The organism is Amycolatopsis sp. SID8362 (assembly GCF_010550475.1).
GTDB classification, from domain to species: domain Bacteria; phylum Actinomycetota; class Actinomycetes; order Mycobacteriales; family Pseudonocardiaceae; genus Amycolatopsis; species Amycolatopsis eburnea.
Genome location: NZ_JAAGNB010001274.1, coordinates 22531 through 38399, shown reverse-complemented (window position 1 = coordinate 38399; position 15869 = coordinate 22531). Strand labels below are relative to the sequence as shown.

Below are 15869 nucleotides of genomic sequence, written 5' to 3'. Positions count from 1 at the left end.
CCTCGACCTGGCGGAGTTCGTGCGTGCGCTGCGCGCGCAGCCAGCGGACGGTCCCCCGACCCGCCGCGGAAAGCCGCTGCCGGACGTCGACACGGCCACCCGCCGGGCGATCGAGGAGCTGCGCGGCACCGGCGAGCCGTTCGACGCGGAGGCGGCCCTCGCCGTCTGGGCCGAGGCGCTCGAAGCTCCACAGTGGACCGGCCCGCCGTGCCGGCTGCACGGGGACCTGATGCCGAGCAACCTCCTGCTGCGCGACGGCCGCCTCACCGGCGTCCTCGACTGGGCGACCGCGGGCGTCGGCGACCCGGCGATCGACCTGATCCCGGCGTGGAACCTGCTGACCGCGGACACCCGCGGCACCTTCCGCGACACGGTCGGCGGTGACGACGCGACCTGGGCCCGCGGCCGTGGCCGGGCGCTGTCGATGGCGGTGATCCAGCTGCCGTACTACCGCCACACCAACCCGGTCATCGCCGCCAACGCCCGCTACGTGCTCACCGAGCTCGGTTGCCGACCGGCTCCCCGAAGCGCCACAGGACCGCGTGGGAGTTCTGGCCGGGCATCGAACACGAACCCGTGACCTCCCAGTCGTTCAGCCCCTTCGCGAAGCAGATCCCGCCCTCGGGCACCGGCAGCCGCAGCACCCGGCCGGCCCGGTCCCACACCACGGGCGTGTCCGTGTCGAGCTGCCCGAGCACCGCGCCCGACGGGCTCACCGCCGTGAACCGGCTGTTCGCCCCATCCGGGAGCACGGTGAGCGCGCCCGCGGGGTCCCAGCGCGCGATCCGCGTGGTGGCGTCCTTGTCGCGCACCTCGCCGACGATCGTCCCGTCGGCGGTGATGGCCAGCGCCTCGCTGACCTCCCAGGTGGTGTCGAGCACCGTGGGCCGGCCTGTCGAGTCCCACTTGACCGCGTGGCCGCCGGTGCTGCCGACCACGGTGCCGGCGTTGTCGAGGTCGCGCAGCGCGCCGCCGTCGGTCAGCGCGACGACGTTGCCGGCCGGGTCCCAGTACGTCGACTCGCTGATCACCGCGCCCGCGTCGTTCATCGCCCGGGCCCGGCCGAGGCCGAGCACGGTCACCTTGCCCTGGGCGTCCCACCGCACCGCGGCGTCCGGGCCGGGCGCGCCGTAGGCGGTCCCGGCGACCATGCCGCTCTCGTTGATCGCGACCGGCGTGGACCACGCGTAGCCCGGGAACCCGGTCGGCTGTTCCAGCTCCACCGGCACGCCGGAGGCGTCCCAGCGGGTGGCCCGCCCGGTCGTGAAGTGGTTGGTCGAGTCCCCGACCGCCACGCCGGCCTCGCTGAGCGCGGTGGCTTTCACCGTGCTGTAGCCGTCCAGCGGCCGCAGCTCGGTGATCCCGCCCGCCGGGTCCCACCGGGCCCCGTGCACGTCGAACGCCTTGTCGTACGCCTCGCCGAACACCGTGCCGTGGTTCGTCACCAGCAGTCCCGAGCTGGTCAGCCCGCCCGGCAGCGTGCCGAGGTCGATCGGCCCGGTCACCTCGTCCGCACTCGCCGGGACCGCGGCGAGCACCGTCATCGCCGCCGCCGTCGCGAGAACACCTCTGAACATCCCCTGCTCCTCCCCTGTCAGGTGGGTTCCGGGGTGTCCACGCGCGGCGGCGGCGATCGGTTGAGTCAGCCCGGCAAAAGCGCCGGCGCGGCGAGGCGGGTGGCGTTCGCCGCCTCGTCGTCCGGGGCCTCCTGCGCCGAGCGTTCCGCCTCGACCCGCGCGAGGTAGTTCGCCACCTCGCGCTCGGTCCGCGGCGCGTCCCAGCCCAGCACCGGGGCCATCAGCGCGGCCACTTCGGCCGCCGCCGTCACGCCGCGGTCGCGTTCCTCGATCGAGATGCGCGTGCGGCGGGTCAGGACGTCCTCCAGGTGCAGCGCGCCTTCGTGCGAAGCCGCGTACACGGCCTCCGCACGGAGGTACTCCGAAGCACCCGGAATCGGTGACGCCAGCGAAGGATCGTCGCGGATCAGGTCCAGCAGGTTCCAGATCCGCGTGCCGTACCGCTGCAGCAGGTGCTCCACCTGCGGCACCGTCAGGCCCGCCCGCGAAGCGACGCCGAAGCGGTCGTCCCACAGCTCGTGGTAGCCGTCCGCGCCGACGATCGGGAGCCGGTCGGTCCACGACGGCGGGGCCGGGCGGCCGACGTCCTCGACCACCACGTCGACCGCGTCCGCGGCCATCACCCGGTACGTCGTGTACTTGCCGCCTGCCACGATCACCAGGCCCGGCACCGGATGCGCCACCGCGTGTTCGCGCGACAGCTTCGTCGTCGCGGCCGCCTTCGCCGCGAGCAGCGGCCGCAGTCCCGCGTACACGCCTTCGATGTCGTCGTGCGTCACCGGCGTCCGCAGCACCTTGTTGAGGTGCTCCAGCACGTAGTCGACGTCCGCGCGGCTCGCCGCCGGGTGCTCGCGGTCGAGGTCCCACTCGGTGTCCGTCGTGCCGACGATCCAGTGGCGGCCCCACGGGATGACGAACAGCACGCTCTTCTCGGTGCGCAGGATCAGCCCGGTGTCGAGGTCGATCTTCTCCCGCGGCACCACCAGGTGGATGCCCTTCGACGCCCGGACGGTGAACGGCGCGGGGATGCCGGCCGCCGCCGCCATGTCGTCGCTCCACACGCCCGTCGCGGCGACCACCGTCCGAGCGCGGATCTCGAACTCGATCCCGCTCTCGCGGTCGACGACCTTCGCGCCCACGACCCGCTCACCGTCGCGCAGCAGCGACGTCACGCGGGCCCGGGTGAGTACCGAAGCGCCCTGCTCGGCCGCCGTCCGCGCGATCGTCATCGTGTGGCGGGCGTCGTCGACCTGGGCGTCGTAGTACTGGATCGCGCCGATCAGCGCGTCGTCGGCCAGGCCCGGCGCCGCCTTGAACGCGCCGCGCTTGGACAGGTGCCGGTGCCGCGGCAGCGCGCGGGCGCCGCCGAGCGTGTCGTACAGCGTGACGCCGGCGCCGATGTAGCCGCGCTCCCAAACCCGGTGCTGCAGCGGCACCAGGAACTTCACCGGCCGCACCAGGTGCGGGGCCAGCTTCTGCAGCAGCAGGCCGCGCTCCTTCAGCGCCTCGCGGACCAGCTTGAAGTCGAGCTGCTCCAGGTAGCGCAGGCCGCCGTGGATCAGCTTCGACGACCGGCTGGACGTGCCGGCGGCGAAGTCGCGGGCCTCGACCAGCGCGGTCGACAGCCCCCGGGACGCGGCGTCGAGCGCGACGCCGGCCCCGGTCACTCCCCCGCCGACGACCAGCACGTCGACCTCTTCGCGCGCCAGCTTCTTCAACGTCTCCGCGCGGTACAGCGGGGACAGCGGCACGGCTTCCACCGAACTCCTCTTCATCGGATCCTCACTCCACATCGACCCAGTCGAGCGTGCGGCCGACGGCTTTCTGCCAGCCCGCGTAGCCCTCGGCGCGCTGCTCGTCGCTCCACGACGGCGTCCAGCGCTTGTCCTCGTTCCAGTTCTGCTCGAGCTCGTCGGTCGACCGCCAGAAGCCGACGGCCAGCCCGGCCGCGTAGGCGGCACCGAGCGCGGTGGTCTCGGCGACGACCGGCTTCGACACCGGCACGCCGAGGATGTCCGCCTGCAGCTGCATGCACAGCTCGTTGGCGGTGACGCCGCCGTCGACCCGCAGCACGTCGAGCGTGACGCCGGAGTCGTTCTGCATGGCCTCGACGACGTCGCGGGTCTGGTAGCAGATCGCTTCCAGGGTGGCCCGCGCGATGTGGGCGTTGGTCGTGGCGCGGGTGAGCCCGACGATCGCGCCGCGCGCGTCGGAACGCCAGTACGGCGCGAACAGGCCGGAGAACGCCGGGACGAAGTAGACGCCGCCGTTGTCCTCGACCTGGCGGGCCAGGCTTTCGCTCTGCGCCGCGCCGCTGATGATGCCCAGCTGGTCGCGCAGCCACTGCACGGCCGAGCCGGTGACGGCGATCGAGCCCTCCAGCGCGTAGACCGGCTTCTCGTCGCCGAACTGGTAGCACAGCGTCGTCAGCAGGCCGTGCTGGGAGCGGACCAGTTCCTGGCCGGTGTTGAGGAGCAGGAAGTTGCCGGTGCCGTAGGTGTTCTTGGCCTCGCCGGGCCGGAAGCACACCTGGCCGACGGTGGCCGCCTGCTGGTCGCCGAGGACGCCGGTGATGGCGACCTCGCCGCCGAGCGGGCCGTCGGCGCGGGTGGTGCCGAAGAAGCCCGGGTTCGACGACGGCCGGATCGACGGCAGCATCGAGCGGGGGACGTTGAAGAACGACAGCAGTTCGTCGTCCCAGTCCAGGGTTTCGAGGTCCATCAGCATGGTCCGCGACGCGTTGGTCGGGTCGGTGACGTGCACGCCGCCGTCCGGGCCGCCGGTCAGGTTCCAGATGAGCCACGAGTCGGTGGTGCCGAAGAGCGCGTCGCCCTTCTCCGCGTCCTCGCGCACGCCGTCGACGTTCTCGAGGATCCACTGCAGCTTGCCGCCGGAGAAGTACGTCGCGGGCGGGAGGCCGGCCTTGCGGCGGATGACGTCGCCCTTGCCCTCGCGCTCGAGCGCGGAGGCGATCCGGTCGGTGCGGGTGTCCTGCCAGACGATCGCGTTGCCGTACGGGCGGCCGGTGCGGCGGTTCCACACGACGGTGGTCTCGCGCTGGTTGGTGATGCCCAGCGCGGCCAGGTCGCCGTGCGTCAGGTTGGCCTTGTTGAGCGCGGTCGCGATGACCGAGCGGGTGCGTTCCCAGATCTCGGTGGCGTCGTGCTCGACCCAGCCCGGCTTGGGCAGGATCTGCTCGTGCTCGAGCTGGTGGCGGGCGATTTCGTTGCCGCCGTGGTCGAAGATCATGAAGCGGGTGCTCGTGGTGCCCTGGTCAACGGCGCCGACGTAGTCAGGCATCGGGGTTCTCCTCAACTCAGTTGGCGGGCTCGAGGTCCTTGGCGGGCATGGCGTCGAGGGGATCCCCGGCGGGCAGGAAGCGCTCGATCAGGTACTTGTAGATCGCGCCGCCGACGAGGGCGCCGATGATCGGGCCGACGATCGGGATCCACCAGTAGGGGAAGCCGTACTGGTCGGTGAACGCCGTGTCGTAGCCGGTCAGCCAGGAGGCCAGGCGCGGGCCGAAGTCGCGGGCGGGGTTGATCGCGTAGCCGGCGTTGGTGCCCCAGGCCATGCCGATGGCGACGACGAGGAAGCCGACGACGACCGGGGCCAGGTTGGCGCCCGGCGAGGTGTTGCGCAGGTCGGTGATGGCGAACAGGACGATCAGCAGGATCGCGGTGCCGATGATCTGGTCGCGGAAGGCACCCCAGTCGCCGACCGGGAGCGTGCCGTTGCCCGGCAGGGTGGAGAAGACGCCCTGGGTCTTGATCGTGAGGCCGGGGTCCTTCGCGTTGAGCACCTCGGTGTAGTTCCAGCGCACCAGCATCGCGGCGAGGAACGCGCCGGCGGTCTGCGCGACGGCGTACGGGGCGACCTTGCGCCACTCGAAGCCCTTGAACACCGCCAGCGCGATGGTCACGGCCGGGTTCAGGTGGGCGCCGCTGATCCGCGAAGCGACGTAAACACCGAGCGTGACGCCGAGCCCCCAGGCCCAGGCGATGCTGTCGTGGTCCCCGATGCCCGCGGCGGCGACCTGCGCCACCACCCCGCACCCGAACAGGATGAGGATCATCGTTCCCACGAACTCGGCGGCCATCTCGCCGCCGAGCCCGCGGGCCTTGAGGTTTCGCACCATTGCTTTCCTCCACAAAGGACCTTGTCCCCCTACTGGTGGATGAAAGTTAAGTTCGGGTTTCGGGGTGGTCAACGCACGGCGGTCGGCATTGTCGAACGGCCGATGTGGATGTTCGACATTGTCGAATCGGGGCCGGTCAGGTTAAGGTCGCGCCGTGCCCGGTCCGATCCAGTCCATCGAGCGCGCCGCCGCGATCCTGCGGTTGCTGGCGCGCGGTTCGGGCCGTCTGGGCGTCGGCGAGATCGCGGAGTCGCTGGAGCTGGCGAAGGGCACGGCGCACGGGATCCTGCGCACGCTGCAGGGCGTCGGGTTCGTCGAGCAGGACCGCGACACGGGCAAGTACCAGCTCGGCGCGGCGCTGCTGCACCTGGGCACGAGCTACCTCGACGTCAACGAGCTGCGGTCGCGGGCGATCAACTGGGCGGACGCGCTGGCCGCGCGCAGCGGCGAGGCCGTCCGGATCGGCGCGCCGCTGGAGGGCCGGGTGCTGGTGGTGCACCACGTGTTCCGCCCGGACGACAGCCTGCAGACCCTCGACGTCGGCACGCTGCTGCCGCTGCACGCGACGGCGCTGGGCAAGGTGCTGCTGGCCTACGACACGACGTTGAAGGCGGACCCGGAGCCGTACACGCGCCGCACGCTGGTCACCCAGACGGCGATCAAGCGGGCGTGTGCGAAGGTACGTGAGGCGGGCTGGGCGGCGGAGAACGGCGAGATGATCTCCGGCGAGGCCGGTATCGCGGCCCCGATCCGCGGCCACGGCGGCATCGTGGTCGGCGCGATCGGGGTGACCGGCGCGGTGGAGCGGATCTGCGAAGCGGACGGCAGCCCGAGCCCGCGGCTGCTGGGCCACGTCCGCGACGCGGCGCGTGCGGTGTCGCGGGACCTGGGCGCGTCCCGGTGGTGAAGGAGGTGAGCACGTGGTCCAGCGGTACGTGATGTCCATCGACCAGGGCACCACCTCCACCCGGTGCATCCTGTTCGACGCCCGCGGCCGGCTCGTCTCGGTCGTGCAGCGCGAACACCAGCAGCACTTCCCGCGGCCCGGGTGGGTCGAGCACGACGCCGTCGAGATCTGGCGGAACGTCTCGCGGATCGTGCCCCAGGCGCTGGCCGACGCCGGCGCGAGCGCGGAGCAGGTCGTCGGGCTCGGGATCGCCAACCAGCGCGAGACCACCGTGCTGTGGGACCGGCGGACCGGCAACCCGGTCGGGCGGGCCATCGTCTGGCAGGACACCCGCACCGACGCCATGCTCGAACAGCTCGCCCGCGAGCCCGGCGCCGACCGCGTGCGGCAGCTGTGCGGGCTGCCGCTGGCGACGTACTTCTCCGCGCCGCGCGTCCGCTGGCTGCTCGACCGCACCCCCGGCCTGCGCGAACGCGCCGAGCGCGGCGACGTCCTCTTCGGGACCATCGAGAGCTGGCTGATCTGGAACCTCACCGGCGGCGCCGAGGGCGGCGTGCACGTCACCGACGTCACGAACGCCTCGCGCACCATGCTGATGAACCTGCGCACGCTCAGCTGGGACGACGAACTGCTCGACTTCTTCGACGTCCCGCGCGCGATGCTGCCGGAGATCCGGTCGTCCACCGAGGTCTACGGCACCACTTCGCGCGTGGTTCCCGGCATCCGCATCGCGGCGGCGCTGGGCGACCAGCAGGCCGCGCTGTTCGGCCAGACGTGCTTCGCGCCCGGCGAGGCGAAGTGCACCTATGGCACCGGCAGCTTCCTGCTGCTCAACACCGGTCCGACGCCGGTGCTGTCCACCCACGGCATGCTCACCACGGTCGGCTTCAAGATCGGCGACGAGCCCGCGGTGTACGCCCTCGAAGGCTCGATCGCCGTCACCGGCTCGCTGGTGCAGTGGTTCCGCGACGGGCTCGAGCTGATCGGCAGCGCGCCGGAGATCGAGACACTGGCCAGGACGGTCGAGGACAACGGCGGCTGCTACATCGTCCCGGCGTTCTCCGGGCTGTTCGCCCCGCACTGGCACAGCGAGGCCCGCGGGGTGATCGCCGGCCTGACGTCGTACATCACGAAGGGCCACCTGGCGCGCGCGGTGCTGGAGGCGACCGGCTGGCAGACCCGCGAGGTCGTCGACGCGATGAACGCGGACTCCGGGCTGGCGCTCTCGTCGCTGAAGGTGGACGGCGGGATGACCGCCGACAACCTGCTGATGCAGTTCATCGCCGACGTCCTCGACGTCCCGGTGGTCCGCCCGATGGTGGCGGAGACGGTGTCCCTCGGCGCGGCCTACGCGGCCGGGCTGTCCGTCGGGTACTGGCCGGACCTGGAGGGCCTGCGCCGCAACTGGCACCGGGCCGGCCAGTGGCTCCCGGCGATGGACCCGGCCCGCCGCGCGTCGGAGTACGGCCACTGGCGCCAGGCGGTGGAGCTGACGTTCGGCTGGATGCGCCCGGGCCCGGTCGCCGCCGCCCCCGGGTCCGACCTGGTCGAGGTGCTGCTGGCCGACCACCGACGCTTCGAGCAGCTGCTGCGCGACCTCCGCAACACCGAAGCCGACCGTGAAGCACTGGTGGCGGAGCTGGCGGCGTTGCTGGTCGCCCACGCGACGGCGACCGAGCGGATCGTCCGCCCGGACTCGCCGGGGATCCCGTTCGCCGACGACCTTCTGGCCGTGCTGGAGAGCGAGGACTTCGAGAAGGCGTTGCCGCAGCTGGAAAACGTCGTGGACGCGCACGTTCGTGGCGAGGAACGCGGGCTGCTGAACGACCTGCGCCGCACGATGTCCACTTCGGACCGGACCGGGCTCGGGCGGGCGTTCGTCGCGGAACGCCGCCGTCAGCTGGACCTGGACTGCGGAAACCCCGGCCACATCCGCGAACTGGGCGACCGGCTCACGCTCTAGCCCGCCCGCAGGCAGCGGCTGCTCTCCCGCACCACCAGCTCCCCCTCGACCGTCCCCCGCTCCGGAGCCGCGACGCCGTCGATCCGGGCGGTCAGGACCGCCAGCGTCTGCCGGCCCGCCGCCACGAAGTCCTGCCGGACCGTCGTCAACGGCGGGGCGAAGTACGCCGCCTCTGGAACGTCGTCGAAGCCGACCACGTGGGCGTCGCGCGGGACGCGCATGCCCGCTTCGGTGAACGCCGCCAGCAGGCCCAGTGCCATGTGGTCGTTGGCCGAGAACACCGCCTGCACGCCGGGTTCGGCGGCCAGGGACTGGCCCGCGCGGTAGCCGGACCTCGCCGTCCAGTCGCCGCGGACCACCGGGGGGACGTCGGCGCCGTGGCGCTCCAGGGTTTCGCGCCAGCCGCGCTCGCGGGCACGGGCCGCCGCGCCGTCTTCCGGGCCGCCGAGGTGCCAGACCGTCAGGTGGCCGAGCTCCAGGAGGTGCTCGGTGGCCCGGCGCGCACCCGCGTACTGGTCGGTCGACGCGGCCGGGACGAGCGGGATCGGGGCGCGGTCCGGGACCAGGCTCCCGTCGAGCACGACGATGCCAGCCACACCCTGCAGCCGGAGCCCCGCCACCGCGGCCGACACCGCCGCGTCGCCGGGATCCGGGACGCTGAAGACGTTGAGCGAGTACCCCTGCTCGCGGGCGGCCGCGCGGAGGCCGTGCAGCACCGGTCCGGATGCGGTCGTGCCGGTCGCGATCACGCCGAGGGTGCCGGGCATGCCTCGATGTTAGCGATCACACCACCAGACGTGAACTTTGTTCACCTTCCATAAATAACGAAACGATAACGCGCCATTCCGCGCTTGAACCGGCCTCCGACAGGAGCCGTTTCTGCCAATGCCGGAACCAGTGCCCCGGACGCGGCGGCACTCCCCCGGGTTCCGCGCGTCTCCCACCGGGCACGCAGCTGTTTCCAGCGCGCCCGGAAAACCGAACGAGGTGACCATGGCCCGGAAAACCACCCGCACTCCCGCCACGGGCAGGCATCGCATCACCCGCCGCACGAAGATCGCGACCGGCGGTCTCGCGCTCGCGCTCGCCGTCGGCGGCATCGTCGTCGCGACCACCGCCGGGCGCACCGGCGAGGCCAGCGCCGACGAGGCCGACCCGTCGTTCTTCCTCGACATCGCCAAGGTTCCCAGTGGTGTTAACGTGAACAAAGCGCTGCAGAGACAGGGCGCGCGCGGCACGTTCACCGTCGACTGCGGCCGCAACGAAAACCAGCACTTCAACCCCGACAACTTCATCGCCCAGCCCGGTATCCGAAACGGCGCCCAGCACCTGCACGACTACGTCGGCAACCTGTCGACGAACGCCGATTCGAACAACAAGAGCCTCGTGAAGGCCGGCACCACCTGCAAGAACGGCGACAAGTCCGCGTACTTCTGGCCGGTCGTCCGGATCGACACGGGCGAGGCGGAAGCGAACCCGCCCGCCACGCAGCCCGACCGAGCCGGCAGCGCGAAGGACAAAGCGAGCACCCAGGTCGACTGCCCGGACGTCGCCAGCAAGCTCCCCGACGTCCCCGACCAGGCGATGGACGAGGTGAACCGCAACCTCGACCTGCTCGACAAGCAGATCGACGAGGCGAACGCGCGGATCGCGAACGGCGACCTCAAGACGCCGCAGGACGTCCAGAACGCCGTCGTCGGCCCGCTCAAGGACAAGCGGGCCGCGACCATCGACCGGATCGCCATCGCGATCGGCCGCCGGGCGGCCAAGCCGACGAACCTGGGCGGGCTCGCGGCGTGCGTGCTCAAGCAGAACGGCCAGGGCGGCCTCGACAACGGCGGCCAGAACAGCGGCGGCCAGGCGGCCGAGCTGCCGGGCGTCAACGACAAGAACGAGCTGGCCGGCAACGACGGCGAAATCCAGCGCGTCCGCTCGGCGACCATCACGTTCACCAGCGGCGGCGCGAAGAAGGTCGTCGCGATGCCGCAGTTCCTCCGCATCCTCTACGGCGACGCCAAGCAGAGCACCAACGGCCCGGCCAACGCCCGCCCCAGCTGGACGTGCACCGGCTTCGAGGACCGGCTGACCGACCACTACCCGATCTGCCCGGCGAACAGCCGGGTCGAGCGGATCCACGCCTTCCCGAACTGCTGGGACGGCAAGAACATCGACAGCGCGAACCACCGCACGCACATCGTGTTCGCCGACCAGCAGGGCAAGTGCCCGCAGGGCTTCCAGAACGTGCCGCAGCTGGTCATCAAGCTGGTCTACGACATCCCGCACGACATCCAGGTGAAGGGTCAGTACAAAGTGGACGCCTTCCCGCAGGAGAACCACAACCCGCGCTCGGACCACGACGACTTCGCCAACGTCATGGGCCAGCGCCTGATGAACCAGGTGGTCAACTGCATCAACACCGGCCGCACCTGCCGGCAATAGCCAAGCGGTCGTGAGTGTTCAGTCGGGTTCTAACCCGACTGAACACTCACGACCAGCCGTGGAGGCAGCGGCCAACACACCCGCCGGAACAGCCAACACACCCACACCGCCGGCGAGTTGGCCGTTCCGGTACGTGAGTTGGCCGCTGCGGGCGGTGAGTTGGCTGGTCCTGGTCAGGACGACGTGACCGAATAGCTGTTCGCGGCGAAGTCCAGTCCACCGGCGGACGAGGTGATCTCGAAGCCGAACTGGACTTCGCCGAGCGTCACGTCGCCGAACCAGCCGCGGGCGCGGATCCAGTTCAGCACCGCCAGGACGTCGACCGTGCCCGCGTTGGTGTTCGAAGTCCGCACGAACGAGAACACCGCGTTCGACCCGTTCGATCCCTTGTAGACGTCCCAGGTGTGGCCGCCCACCGTCGCCGTGGTCTGCTTGGTGCCGAGCGGGCCGACCGCGCCCTGCTTGTTCATCCACAGCATCGTTTCGTAGGCGTTGCTGTCCGCCCAGATGTCGTACGCCGTCTCGTAAGCGCCGCTGCCGGGACGGCTGACGTTGAAGCTGCTCGACACCTTTCCGAGCGCGCTCAGCTTCTTGCCGACGTTCTTCGCCGAATGCGGGTACGACTTCACGCCGCCGGTGTTCGGCTGATCCGACCAGACACCCCAGTTGGAATACGAATTCGCCCAGATGGTCTGCGGGCCCGCCCCGCCGCCCCAGACGTCGTTGCGGATCGTGTACCCGCCATTGGACCAGGTCGCCCATTTGTCCGAAGACGACCACGTCGCGGCGGTTGCCACGCCGGACAATCCGACCACCGAAGCGGCCACGGTCAGGGAAACCACAAGGGAACGCACGGCTTTGCGCATGGGGAAGGCCTCCACGGTGAGGGATTCACCAGCACTATGGACGTCCCGTTACCACCTGGTCAAGCAATTCGAGAACTTCGAAAAAGAAAGGGGCTTTCCCGTCGAACGGGAAAGCCCCTTTTCGATGCCGGGACTCACGAAGCCGCGCGGCGTTTCGTCCAGATGTCGTACGCCACGGCGGCGAGCAGCACGACGCCCTTCACGAGCATCACCCGCTCGCTCGGCGCGCCGATCAGGGACATGCCGTTGTTGATGACCGCCATGATCAGGCCGCCGGTGATCGCGCCGACCACCTTGCCGACGCCGCCCTGGACGGCCGCGCCGCCGATGAACGCCGCCGCGATCGCGTCCAGCTCGAAGTTGACGCCCGCCGTCGGGCCCGCCTGGTTGAGGCGGCCGGCGAAGATAATCCCCGCCAGTGCCGCCAGCACGCCCATGTTGACGAAGATCCAGAACGTCACCGACTTGACCTTGACGCCCGAGAGCGTCGCCGCCTGCAGGTTGCCGCCGACGGCGTAGATGTGCCTGCCGAACACCGACTTCCCGGCCACCAGCGAGTAGCCGAGCACCAGCGCCGCCAGCAGGATCAGCACCCACGGCAGGTTCTTGAACCGCGCGAGCTGCACGACCAGCGCGAGCACCAGCACGGCGATCCCGGCGATCTTCAGCACGAAGATCGGGAACGGGTCGACGTCCTGGCCGTAGCCCAGCCGTCCCGAGCGCTTGCGCCACTGCGTGAACGCGATCCCGGCCACCGCCGCGACGCCGGCCAGCAACGACACCAGGTCGGCGCCGCCGAGCGGCCCGAGGCCGATGTTGCCGAGGTAGCCGTCGGTGAAGCCGTTGGACAGCGTGCGGATGGCGTCCGGGAACGGGCCGATGCCCTGGTTGCCCAGCACGGTCAGGGTCAGCGCCCGGAACGCCAGCATCCCGGCCAGCGTCACGATGAACGCCGGGATCCCGAAGTAGGCGACCCAGTAGCCCTGCCAGGCGCCGATCACCGCGCCGACGACGAGGGTGATCAGCACCGCCCAGAACCACGGCAGCTGCCAGTTCACCATCAGCACCGCCGACACCGCGCCGGTCATCGCGACGACCGATCCGGCGGACAGGTCGATGTGCCCGGAGATGATCACCAGGATCATCCCGATCGCGAGGATCAGCACGTAGCTGTTCTGCACGATGATGTTGGAGATGTTCTGCGGTTCCAGCAGCGCGCCGCCGGTGAGCACCTCGAACAGCACCACGATCAGCGCGAACGCGACGTAGATGCCGCTCTGGCGCGGGTTGATCGAGATCCTCCGCTTGGAGCGCTCAACCGGGGGCGCGGCCGGCCGCGCTTCGGTCGTGGTCATTCCCGTTCCTTCGTCATGTACTGCATGAGCAGTTCCTGGGTGGCTTGTTCGCGGGTCGCCTCGCCGGTGATCCGGCCCGCCGACAGCGCGTAGATCCGGTCGCAGAGCCCGAGCAGCTCCGGCAGCTCGGAGGAGATGACCAGCACGGCCTTCCCCTGCGCGGCCAGTTCGTTGATGATCGTGTAGATCTCGAACTTCGCGCCGACGTCGATGCCGCGGGTCGGCTCGTCGAGGATCAGCACGTCCGGGTCGGTGAAGATCCACTTGGCCAGCACGACCTTCTGCTGGTTGCCGCCGGAGAGCTTCCCGGTGACGCTGCGCACGGACGGCGCCTTGATCCGCAGGTCGCGGTGGTAGCGGGCGGCCGTGTCGTGCTCGGCGTGCTCGTTCACCCACCCGCGGCGCGCCAGCTTGCCCAGCCCGGCCGCGGACACGTTGCGCTGGATGTCCTCGATCAGGTTGAGCCCGTAGCGCTTCCGGTCCTCGGTGGCGTAGGCGATGCCGTGGCGGACGGCGTCCTGCACGGACCGGACGTCGATCTCCTTCCCGTGCTTGACGATCCGCCCGGAGATGTCCTTGCCGTAGGACCGGCCGAACACGCTCATCGCGAGCTCGGTGCGGCCCGCGCCCATCAGCCCGGCCAGCCCGACGATCTCCCCGCGCCGAAGCGAAAGCGACGCGTTGTCGACGATCACCCGGCCGGCCTGGGTCGGGCTGTGCACGGTCCAGTCCTCGATCCGCAGCACCTCTTCGCCGATGTCCGGTTCCCGGGGCGGGAACCGGTGCTCGAGGTCGCGCCCGACCATGCCGGTGATGATCCGTTCCTCGGTGAGCCCGGCGGCGTCGAGCGTCTCGATCGTCTTGCCGTCGCGCAGGATCGTGACGGTGTCGGCGATCGCGGTCACCTCGCCCAGCTTGTGGGAGATGATCACGCAGGTGACGCCCTCGTCGCGCAGCCCGCGCAGCAGTTCGAGCAGGTGGGCCGAGTCGTCGTCGTTGAGCGCCGCGGTGGGCTCGTCGAGGATGAGCAGCTTCACCTCCTTGGACAGGGCCTTGGCGATCTCGACGAGCTGCTGCTTGCCGACGCCGAGCTCCTGCACCGCGCGGGTCGCGTTTTCGGCGAGGCCGACGCGCTTGAGCAGCGCGCCGGCCTCGTGGTTGGTGCGGTTCCAGTCGATCCAGCCCCGCTTGTGCTGTTCGTTGCCGAGGAAGATGTTCTCCGCGATCGACAACTGGCCGCACAGCGCGAGTTCCTGGTGGATGATCACGATCCCGCGCCGCTCGCTGTCGCGCACCGACCCGAACTCGCACCGCTGCCCGTCGAAGGTGATCTCGCCGTCGTACGTCCCGTGGGGGTAGACGCCCGAGAGCACCTTCATCAGGGTGGACTTCCCGGCGCCGTTCTCCCCGCAGATCGCGTGGATCTCCCCTTGGCGCACGGAAAGCGTGACGTCGGACAGCGCCTTGACCCCGGGGAAGGTCTTGGTGATCCCGCGCATGCCGAGTAGTTCGGTCATTTCAGCTGACCTGCCGTGTAGTAGCCCGAGTCGACCAGTTCCTTCTGGTAGTTCGACTTGTCCACGGTCACCGGCTGCAGCAGGAAGGACGGGACGACCTTCTTGCCGTTGTCGTAGTCGGTCGTGTTGTTGACCTCGGGCTTCTGTCCCTTGAGGACCGAGTCGGCCATCTTGACGGTGGTGTCGGCGAGCTTGCGGGTGTCCTTGAAGACCGTCGAGTACTGCTCACCGGCGATGATCGACTTGACCGAGGCGACCTCGGCGTCCTGCCCGGTGACGATCGGGTAGGGCTGCCCGGCGGTGCCGTAGCCGTTGCTCTTCAGTGCCGACAGGATGCCGATCGACAGGCCGTCGTACGGCGAGAGCACGCCCGCGACCTTCGCGCCACCGGTGTAGGTCTTGGTGAGCAGGTCCTCCATGCGCCGCTGCGCGGTGGCCGGGTCCCAGCGCAGGATGGCCGCGCGGGCGAAGTCGGTCTGCCCGCTCTTGACGACCAGCTTGCCGCTGTCGATCAGGGGCTTCAGGACGGACATCGCGCCGTTGAAGAAGAAGGTGGCGTTGTTGTCGTCCGGGGAACCGGCGAAGAGCTCGATGTTGAACGGCCCCGCCCCGGTGCCCAGGCCCTTGACCAGGGAGTTCGCCTGCTCGACGCCGACCTTGAAGTTGTCGAAGGTGGCGTAGTAGTCGACGTTCGGCGAGTTGCGGATCAGCCGGTCGTAGGCGATGACCGGGATCTTGCGGTCGGCCGCCTCCTGCAGCTGGGTGGTGATGGCGGTGCCGTCGATCGAGGCGATGACCAGGAGCTTGGCGCCCTTGGTGATCTGGTTCTCGATCTGGTTCACCTGGGTGGGGATGTCGTTCTCGGCGTACTGGAGGTCGACCTTGTACCCGAGCTTCTCCAGCGCCGACTTGATGTTGTCGCCGTCGTGGATCCAGCGCTCCGACGACTTCGTCGGCATCGTGACACCGACCAGGCCGCCCGCCGCGCTCGTGCCGGACGCGGCCGCCTGGTCCGCCGTCTTCTGGCTCGAGCCGCACGCCGACAGCGTGAGCGCGAGCCCCGCGGCCGCGAGCGCCGCGATTCCTCTGGTGAACTTCATTGTTCCG

General features: G+C 70.3%; 13 protein-coding genes. 4 read left to right on the top strand and 9 right to left on the bottom strand.

Annotation, left to right across the window (positions count from 1 at the left end; genetic code table 11):
- Positions 1 to 580: phosphotransferase (locus G3I65_RS39550; protein ID WP_160700620.1), on the top strand; the 580-nt coding region annotated here is incomplete at its 5' end.
- On the opposite strand, the gene G3I65_RS39545 is transcribed toward G3I65_RS39550, so the two are convergent.
- From G3I65_RS39545 to G3I65_RS39530, 4 genes are all read right to left on the bottom strand, one after another.
- Positions 495 to 1577: a hypothetical protein gene (locus G3I65_RS39545; RefSeq protein WP_160700619.1), complete on the bottom strand. Its 1083-nt coding sequence runs from the start codon at positions 1575 to 1577 to the stop codon at positions 495 to 497. The genes G3I65_RS39550 and G3I65_RS39545 overlap by 86 nt on opposite strands.
- Positions 1578 to 1642: 65 nt before the next feature.
- Positions 1643 to 3352 carry a glycerol-3-phosphate dehydrogenase/oxidase gene (locus G3I65_RS39540; RefSeq protein WP_160700618.1) on the bottom strand — a complete coding sequence of 570 codons (1710 nt, stop codon included), beginning with the start codon at positions 3350 to 3352 and terminating at the stop codon, positions 1643 to 1645.
- A 7-nt stretch (positions 3353 to 3359) separates the two neighbouring features.
- Positions 3360 to 4877, bottom strand: coding sequence for a glycerol kinase GlpK (gene glpK, locus G3I65_RS39535; RefSeq protein ID WP_160700617.1), 1518 nt, complete (start codon positions 4875 to 4877; stop codon positions 3360 to 3362).
- 16 nt (positions 4878 to 4893) lie between these two features.
- Positions 4894 to 5715 carry an MIP/aquaporin family protein gene (locus tag G3I65_RS39530; protein ID WP_160700616.1) on the bottom strand — a complete coding sequence of 274 codons (822 nt, stop codon included), beginning with the start codon at positions 5713 to 5715 and terminating at the stop codon, positions 4894 to 4896.
- A 154-nt stretch (positions 5716 to 5869) separates the two neighbouring features.
- Between G3I65_RS39530 and G3I65_RS39525 the strand changes: the two genes are divergently transcribed.
- Positions 5870 to 6622: an IclR family transcriptional regulator gene (locus G3I65_RS39525; RefSeq protein WP_160700615.1), complete on the top strand. Its 753-nt coding sequence runs from the start codon at positions 5870 to 5872 to the stop codon at positions 6620 to 6622.
- 13 nt (positions 6623 to 6635) lie between these two features.
- Positions 6636 to 8585, top strand: a complete 1950-nt coding sequence (gene glpK, locus G3I65_RS39520) for a glycerol kinase GlpK (RefSeq protein ID WP_160700614.1) — start codon at positions 6636 to 6638, stop codon at positions 8583 to 8585.
- Here glpK (G3I65_RS39520) and G3I65_RS39515 read toward each other — a convergent pair.
- Positions 8582 to 9352: a substrate-binding domain-containing protein gene (locus tag G3I65_RS39515; RefSeq protein WP_160700613.1), complete on the bottom strand. Its 771-nt coding sequence runs from the start codon at positions 9350 to 9352 to the stop codon at positions 8582 to 8584. The genes glpK (G3I65_RS39520) and G3I65_RS39515 overlap by 4 nt on opposite strands.
- Positions 9353 to 9578: 226 nt before the next feature.
- Here G3I65_RS39515 and G3I65_RS39510 point away from each other — a divergent pair, with 226 nt between their 5' ends.
- Entirely contained in the window at positions 9579 to 11024 is a 1446-nt protein-coding gene (locus G3I65_RS39510) for a DUF1996 domain-containing protein (protein WP_160700612.1), read from the top strand.
- 173 nt (positions 11025 to 11197) lie between these two features.
- Here G3I65_RS39510 and G3I65_RS39505 read toward each other — a convergent pair whose 3' ends face one another.
- From G3I65_RS39505 to chvE, 4 genes are all read right to left on the bottom strand, one after another.
- Complete coding sequence (locus G3I65_RS39505) at positions 11198 to 11890, bottom strand: hypothetical protein (protein WP_160700611.1); 693 nt, start codon at positions 11888 to 11890, stop codon at positions 11198 to 11200.
- 134 nt (positions 11891 to 12024) lie between these two features.
- Positions 12025 to 13245 (bottom strand): multiple monosaccharide ABC transporter permease, encoded by a 1221-nt coding sequence (mmsB, locus tag G3I65_RS39500; protein ID WP_160700610.1) that lies wholly within the window; start codon positions 13243 to 13245, stop codon positions 12025 to 12027.
- The gene (mmsA, locus tag G3I65_RS39495; protein WP_160700609.1) at positions 13242 to 14762 is read right to left on the bottom strand and encodes a multiple monosaccharide ABC transporter ATP-binding protein; all 1521 of its coding nucleotides are present in this window, start codon (positions 14760 to 14762) and stop codon (positions 13242 to 13244) included. Before mmsA ends, mmsB begins: the two co-directional genes overlap by 4 nt.
- Positions 14759 to 15862 (bottom strand): multiple monosaccharide ABC transporter substrate-binding protein, encoded by a 1104-nt coding sequence (gene chvE, locus G3I65_RS39490; protein WP_160700608.1) that lies wholly within the window; start codon positions 15860 to 15862, stop codon positions 14759 to 14761. Before chvE ends, mmsA begins: the two co-directional genes overlap by 4 nt.
- Positions 15863 to 15869: the final 7 nt, after the last annotated feature.